At 65.3% G+C, this 6,468-nt stretch carries 7 protein-coding genes and 2 pseudogenes; 4 read left to right on the forward strand and 5 right to left on the reverse strand.

Going from position 1 to position 6,468, the window contains the following annotated elements; translation table 11 throughout:
• Positions 1 to 26: 26 nt before the first annotated feature.
• Entirely contained in the window at positions 27 to 767 is a 741-nt protein-coding gene (locus tag A5784_RS32880; protein ID WP_029366142.1) for a TetR/AcrR family transcriptional regulator, read from the reverse strand.
• Between the two features lie 151 nt (positions 768 to 918).
• Here A5784_RS32880 and A5784_RS32885 point away from each other — a divergent pair, with 151 nt between their 5' ends.
• On the forward strand, positions 919 to 2,097 hold the full coding sequence (locus tag A5784_RS32885) for an NAD(P)/FAD-dependent oxidoreductase (protein ID WP_064949056.1): 1,179 nt from the start codon (positions 919 to 921) through the stop codon (positions 2,095 to 2,097).
• A gap of 86 nt (positions 2,098 to 2,183) precedes the next feature.
• Here the strand turns inward: A5784_RS32885 and A5784_RS32890 are convergent, their stop codons facing one another.
• Complete coding sequence (locus A5784_RS32890; protein WP_064949057.1) at positions 2,184 to 2,900, reverse strand: LysR family substrate-binding domain-containing protein; 717 nt, start codon at positions 2,898 to 2,900, stop codon at positions 2,184 to 2,186.
• Between the two features lie 28 nt (positions 2,901 to 2,928).
• Between A5784_RS32890 and A5784_RS32895 the strand changes: the two genes are divergently transcribed.
• From A5784_RS32895 to A5784_RS32905, 3 genes are all read left to right on the forward strand, one after another.
• Positions 2,929 to 3,315, forward strand: coding sequence for a DUF5997 family protein (locus A5784_RS32895; protein ID WP_064949058.1), 387 nt, complete (start codon positions 2,929 to 2,931; stop codon positions 3,313 to 3,315).
• A gap of 98 nt (positions 3,316 to 3,413) precedes the next feature.
• Complete coding sequence (locus A5784_RS32900; RefSeq protein WP_064949059.1) at positions 3,414 to 3,926, forward strand: hypothetical protein; 513 nt, start codon at positions 3,414 to 3,416, stop codon at positions 3,924 to 3,926.
• Between the two features lie 695 nt (positions 3,927 to 4,621).
• Positions 4,622 to 5,233, forward strand: a complete 612-nt coding sequence (locus A5784_RS32905; RefSeq protein ID WP_156750919.1) for a hypothetical protein — start codon at positions 4,622 to 4,624, stop codon at positions 5,231 to 5,233.
• A gap of 17 nt (positions 5,234 to 5,250) precedes the next feature.
• On the opposite strand, the pseudogene A5784_RS39920 reads toward A5784_RS32905, so the two are convergent.
• From A5784_RS39920 to A5784_RS39930, 3 genes and pseudogenes are all read right to left on the reverse strand, one after another.
• Positions 5,251 to 5,469: pseudogene (locus A5784_RS39920) on the reverse strand (transposase); the annotation flags it as partial.
• 68 nt (positions 5,470 to 5,537) lie between these two features.
• A pseudogene (locus tag A5784_RS39925) lies at positions 5,538 to 5,651 on the reverse strand (hypothetical protein); the annotation flags it as partial.
• On the reverse strand, positions 5,632 to 6,159 hold the full coding sequence (locus A5784_RS39930; RefSeq protein ID WP_064949061.1) for a transposase family protein: 528 nt from the start codon (positions 6,157 to 6,159) through the stop codon (positions 5,632 to 5,634). The gene A5784_RS39930 and the pseudogene A5784_RS39925, both read right to left, overlap by 20 nt.
• Positions 6,160 to 6,468 lie beyond the last annotated feature (309 nt).

Genomic DNA, 6,468 nt, shown 5'->3' on the forward strand with positions numbered 1-6,468 from the left:
TGAGACCCGGCTGTCAACGAACCCGGTCAGCCAACGTGTTCGCGACGCTGCACACCCTCGTGCAGTGGCAGATCAGGGTCGATCCAGATGCCCAGCAATTCACAGGTGCCGTTGATCGAGCCCACCATGATGGTCGTGAGATGCGCGACGAATTCGTCGATCGGCATCCGGCGCGGACTGTCCAACTCACTGCCCAGCCACCAGTCGGTGGCCGATGCCGCCGCACCGAACATGGCGAACGCCGCCAGCTCCATCGCGGCCCCGTCGAGCTCCATCTCGCGCAGCTCGTTGGAGAACATATCGGCCATCGCCAGGGTGATCCCGCGGCCCTCGTTGAGCGCCCGCATGGTCGATTCGCTCTGCTCGGCGAAGCGGCCCTGGATCAGGAACCGCAGCACGTTTGGATGTTCGTCGACCAGGCGCACGTACTGCTCGACGCTGCGCCGGATGACCTCGCGGGCCGGGTCGGCGGCCAGGTTGATCGACGGGAAGATGGCTGCCCACAGCATGTCGCGCAGACGCTCGCCGATGGCCTGGAACAGGTCGGACTTGTCGGCGAAATGGCGGTAGATCTTCGGCTTGGCGGTGCCGGCTTCCTCCGCGATCTCGCGCAGGCTCAGCTCGGGGCCCAGCCGGTCGATGGCTCGGAATGCGGCCTCGACGATTTCGGACCGCACCCGCTTTCGATGCTCACGCCAGCGTTCGCTGCGGGCGTCTACTTTGACGCCCGCTTCGCCGCTGGTATGTGGTCTCACCCCTCGCCGCACGCGATCACTGTACTCGCCCTGATAGCGCTGACCTGCCCAGACCGTCCCGTAATCCGCAAACAACCCCTCTGAGCGGCGGTTGTCCCCGTCACGCCGGACACAGCCGGCTTCGGTAGTATCGCTGCGACACTCAACCGATGAGACGAGGCTCATGACGCAGCGATACGACCTGGTCATTGCCGGTGGCGGCCCCTCCGGGTCCGCGGCGGCGTGGCAGGCCGCACAAACCGGCGCCAAGGTGGTCGTCCTGGACAAGGCGCAGTTCCCACGGGACAAGCCCTGTGGCGATGGCCTCACTGCCCGGGCGGTGAGCTACCTGCAGAAGATGGGCTTGGCCGACGAGGTCGCCAAGTTCCATCGGATCAACAAGGTCACCGTGTACAGCCCCAGCGAGTGGGAGCTGTCCTTCCCGCGCCGTCCCGGTATGCCCAACCACGGCCACACCGTCAGCCGCACCGAATTGGACACGCTGCTGCTCAAGCACGCCGAATCGGCGGGCGCCGAGGTGCGTCAGGGCTCCGAGGTGGCCGGCCCCGAGTTCGACGCCAAAGGGCGAGTGGTGGGCGTGGTGCTCAAGAGCGGCGAAAAGGTGTTCGGCGACGCGGTCATCGCTGCCGACGGCGCCTACTCCCCCATCAAGCGAGCACTGAAGATCGACTCTGAGTACAACGGCTACTCGGCGATTGCGATCCGCTCGGAGATGCACGCCAACCGGCCCGACTCCGACAGCTTCGACATCTATCTCAAGCTGATGTTCCAGAACGATCAGCTGCCCGGGTACGGCTGGGTGTTCCCGATGGGCGGCGGCCGTTTCAACATCGGCCTCGGCTACGTCAACAGCTACAAGAACTGGCAATCCATCAACGCCACGCAGTTTCTCGGCGATTTCCTCCGGACGCTTCCGCGCGAGTGGGAGCTGCCGCCCATCGAGGAACTCAAGAAGAACAAGAGCGTGCGGGCCTGGCGATTGCCCATGGGCTTCACGGCCTGGCCGCCCTGGCGTCCCGGTGTGCTGTTCGTCGGCGACTCACTGGGCGCAGGCAAGCCGGTATCCGGCGCGGGGATTTCCAAGGCTCTCGAATCCGGTTTGACCGCAGGCGAATGTGCCATCGCGGCACTGACCAACGGTGGGCCCGACGATTTCACCAACTACGCGCAGCGCATGCACGCGACGTGGGGTCGGGAGTACCGGCGCGGCCGCTTCTTCCACAAGCTCGCCGGGTTTCCGGGCGTTGCGGGCGCAGGTCTCAAGGCGCTGGACAACCACACCTTCCGGGACTTGCTGCTGAAGTCGATGTACAAGAAGGCTCAGAGCCCTCAGCACACCTAGTCCGCCAGCTGTGCCGAATGGCCAGTTATCGCACGCGATTCGAAATTCGGCGTGTGATAACTGGCCACTCGTCGTTTGAGGCGGCGTCAGTGTCGGCCGCGCCCGGCCCGTCCCGGTTTGCGGGCCACCTTGCCCGCGGCAGCGCGGGCGGCCTGCTTGGCGAGAGTCTTCTCCCGTGCGGTGCGTTTCGCCCCGGGCTGGGCCGCCTGCCCCCGCGACGAACTGGGTTTGCGGCCCCGCACAATCCCGATGAACTCCTCGACCAGTTCCGGCTGCGGCCCTTCCGGAAAGGCGAGCGCGACGGGGCAGGTCGGCGCATCGGTGATCGGGCGGTACGTCAGGTCCTTGCGGTGATACAGCCGTGCCAGAGACTGCGGAACGATGAGCGCACCCATCCCGGCGGCGACGAGTTCTATTGCGTCCTTGGTGCTCTCGGGCCGGTGATCGACCCGAGCGCCGGGGGCGTCCGGCCAGGCGACGACGTCGTCGAGTGGCCGTAGCGTCGGCTCACCGTCGAGGTCGTCGACGGCGATCGCATCGACCGCGCTGAGGAGATGATCGGTCGGCACCACAGCCACCGTCGTCTCTTCGTAGAGCGGTATGACGGCCAACCCGGACGTGTCGGCCGGCAGCCGAAGCAACGCCACGTCGACGGTGCCTGCGCGCACCGCGTCGGCCGCGTCCGCCGCGGTGACGGGAGTCAACCTCAGCGGAACCCCGGGATGACGCTCCGCCCAGATCCGCGCCCACTTCGCGGGCGTCCCGCCCGGCACGTACCCGAGGGTCAGGGAGAGCGAGGTCACCGCCTCAGGCTACCGATAGGCTGATGCCATGAGCAGGCCGAACGCGCAGTCCATGAAACCCGCCACCGCGGCGAAGAAGCTGGACCTGTATTTGCCCGCGACGCCTGCGGAGTTCCAAGAGAAGCCCATCACCCGCGATGAGCTCGCCGCCCTGCAGGCGGACCCGCCGCAGTGGCTCAAGGACCTCCGCAAGAACGGGCCGCACCCCAAGAACCTCGTCGCCGCCAAATTGGGCATCTCGATCGCCGGTCTCACCCGTGGCGGCGTCGAGAAGGCGCTCACCACCGAGCAGATCGATCAGCTGCTCGCGGAGAAGCCCGACTGGCTGGTCGCCGAACGCGAGAGCTACCAGGACGTGCTGCGCGAGCAGCGGCGCGTGAAAGCGCTGCACGCCGAGCAGGCCCGCGAGAGCTGATCCTGCAGATTGCCCAGCGGCTGATGCAGGTGAGGAGAAACTGCGGATTCGCGGTAGTTCTCGCGACACTGGCGTGCGCCACCGCCTGTTCGCACGTTGTGACGGGGCAGCCGACCGCAGGCGGCGACGTCACGTCTGTGCCGAGCCAGGACAAGCCGGTCATGGAGTGGCGTGACCATGTCCTGCCATCGGACTGTCTGCTCACCGGCCGGCAGATGTCGGACTTGGCGGGCGTCGACATCGATGATGGCCGCGATACCGACATCAAGAACACCGACGGGACCGTCGGGCACAACTGCAGCTACTACGCCACCGAGGGTGGCGTGCTGTCGTTCACGGCGTCGATCAAGGTCCAGTCACCGGCCACCGGAGTGATCACCGAGCAACTCCTGGCCGGTATCGGCGAACCGGGAGCGACGGTCGTGCCCGGCATCGGTCTCCGCATGATCATCGAACCCCTCACGCGCCCAGGCGATTTCCCAGTCATGCGGGTAGCCACCGACAAGTATTTGGTGAACGCGGTGCTGGTGGCCGGAAACATCCCCGGGCCACCCGACGTGGCATCGTGGACCAGGGCGGCATCCGAGATGCTCGCATCGCTGCCCGCCTGACGCGAGAGACTCATCGGAGCGCAGCCCAGTTTCCGTCAGCTGCAACAGATTTGACAGCACCGCCGCTCGCCGCAGGCGAGGGCATGTCCCCGCCCAGGTCTACGGTCTCACCGTGGCGTGGACTGAGGTGGCACCCGAGCGATGTGAGGTGTGCGGCGCCGAATTCGGGCCCGGCACAGTGTTGGTCGGCTGGCGGCCCGGGTCGCCCGGCTGCCGGACGTACTGCTGCCGGGCCTGCGACCACATCACGCAGGTGCCTGCCAATAAGATCCGGCACCGCTGGGTGACAGGTCGGTCGCGGCTACGGAGGCGTGACCCGTGAATTGATGAGGTACCGGTTGACATCTACCGCATATTGCAGCACGGGAAATACCGCGCCGCGGTGACATTATCGGCGACGCGAATTCGGGCCATACTGCGGACGAACTAAAGGGCCTCGGTGGGTGGTTCAGCGGGCGAATTCGGGGGTCTTCTTCTCCACTTCCAACGAAGGGCCGGGAGGTCTGCGCAATCGATATGCAGTCATGTGCGCCCCCCAGCCCCCTTCTCTCAAGCCACGTCGCGGCAAACCAGGCAGCGGCCGACGTTGGCCCGTCGCTGCATCTCGGCGTCACCGTCGCCACTGACTTGACCGCGCCGGGGGCTCCGTTTCCTGACTTGGGATCGGTAGGCGCGGGGCATGGGATGGTTACTGGATGCATGTCGACGACGAATCGGCTCGGTCGGGGGAACCGATTCTGCGCTATGAACTTGTTCCGCTTCCGCCGATGGTTTCAGGAATCGTCACCAAGGCGCCGCCGACACCACCGGCTCTGGTCCTTGATATGGGGATAAACGACGCTATCCGGCTGCTCGACCCGGCGACGAATGCGCTCATCGCCTCGGCTTCGACTGCGCAAGTGACGGCGAGGCCAGCACGACACAGATTCGCCATGAGTGACGACGACCCATGGCATACGGACCCTCTTCTGATCGTGACCGTTCCGGGTCTGCAACCCCTGAGAATTAGGCCATGCCCGATGAAGTTTGGGATGGTTTATACCCGAGGCGATTATCGGTACACCTGGCGCGACATCTTTGGTGGCGCGGACCAGCCCGCGCTTGCGGACCAACCCACATATGGTGTCACGGAAGCCGATTGGCTTGCGCTGGTTGAGAATTTCGGCTTGAGCAGCCGCGTTGTCGACGATTACGGGTCCGGGGAGATGGCGCGACGAAACCGACGCGACGCGATCAAGGCATGGGTGGGGCTTGCGTTGTGTCTCCTTTTCATTGCGCTGATGGCATATCTGAAATATGGGAGGTAATGCGGCGCTTCCGAGTTTCACAGTGCATTGACAAGTGCGTGGAGTGCGCCGCTGTGGAGCAGTGAGCGCAGTCGGTAGTGGGTATGGTTTCTGAATCCGAGGGCGTTGCGGCGCAGTGCTTCTAGCCGTCCGTTGATGGCTTCGGTGGGTCCGTTGGAGGCGCGGTGGTCAAAGAACGCCAGGATGTCGTCGCGTCGCCGGACCATGGTGCGGCCGAGTTGGGCGATCTCCTCCAGCCCTGCCGCGCCGCCGCGGCGGTTTTGTAACCGGTGAACCCGTCCATTGCGATGACCTCCACAGCCTGGGCGAACCCCGCGGGTTGAGTTGATAGCCACGACGCCAGTGCGGTCGCTGACCGTCCTTCGACTATGTCGAGCAGGCGTGCTGGACCGCTGTGATCATGGGTCGGGCGTGAGATCGATGATCAGCGTGACGAACCCCTCGGCCCCACGACGGCGGGGTGCCCAGCGATGCTCGTCGACGCCGATCACCTTCACACCGGCGAGCCGATCCGGGCCGGCGGCGGCGGCCAGGCTGGCGGTCGCTCGCACAGCGATCAAGCTGACGGTGCGCCAGGACACTACTAACTCCGCGGCGGTCGCCGCGATCGTGGTGCGGTCGATCATCAACCGCCGCAATACATACCGAGCACTCCGGCGCGTCGTGCTGGCCCGCGGTGCAGCCAGCTTGCCGAGGTCCTGATTGAACACCGAACGCCCACACTGCGGGGTCAGGCAAAGGTAGCGGGGTGCGGCAACCCGCAACACCAACGGATAGCCGGCAACGGAAAGATCAGTCAGCGGCCGGGTGACGGTATCGCGGTAGCGGCTCTCGTTCCCGCAGTCCGGGCATTTGGGGTCGCGGGTCACCGGGGTGCAGAAGATCGTCGCGGCCTTTTTATCGACGGCGGCGTCGGTGATCGTCACCCCCAACTCCATCGTGCGCATGATCGTGTCGGCAACAACAGACGGCGGGCAGGCAGCAGCCTCAGGCAAGGGTGACCTCGGTGGCGTTGACGAAGCGCAGGAGTAGGAACCCGCATCGTCACCCACCGAGGCTCCGCCTCACCGAAACGACACGGACTCCAAACGCGGATAACCGCCAACCACCGATGCACTCTCATTCGCGAAGAGCCACTAAAGCAGCGCAATTTCCATTTGAATATGAGAATCGCCCCCCACCGTGGGGTGGGGGGCGATTCTTAATGTGTGTTCGGCGGTGTCCTACTTTTCCAC

This window comes from Mycobacterium sp. 852013-50091_SCH5140682 (genome assembly GCF_001665685.1).
In the GTDB taxonomy this organism is placed as follows: domain Bacteria; phylum Actinomycetota; class Actinomycetes; order Mycobacteriales; family Mycobacteriaceae; genus Mycobacterium.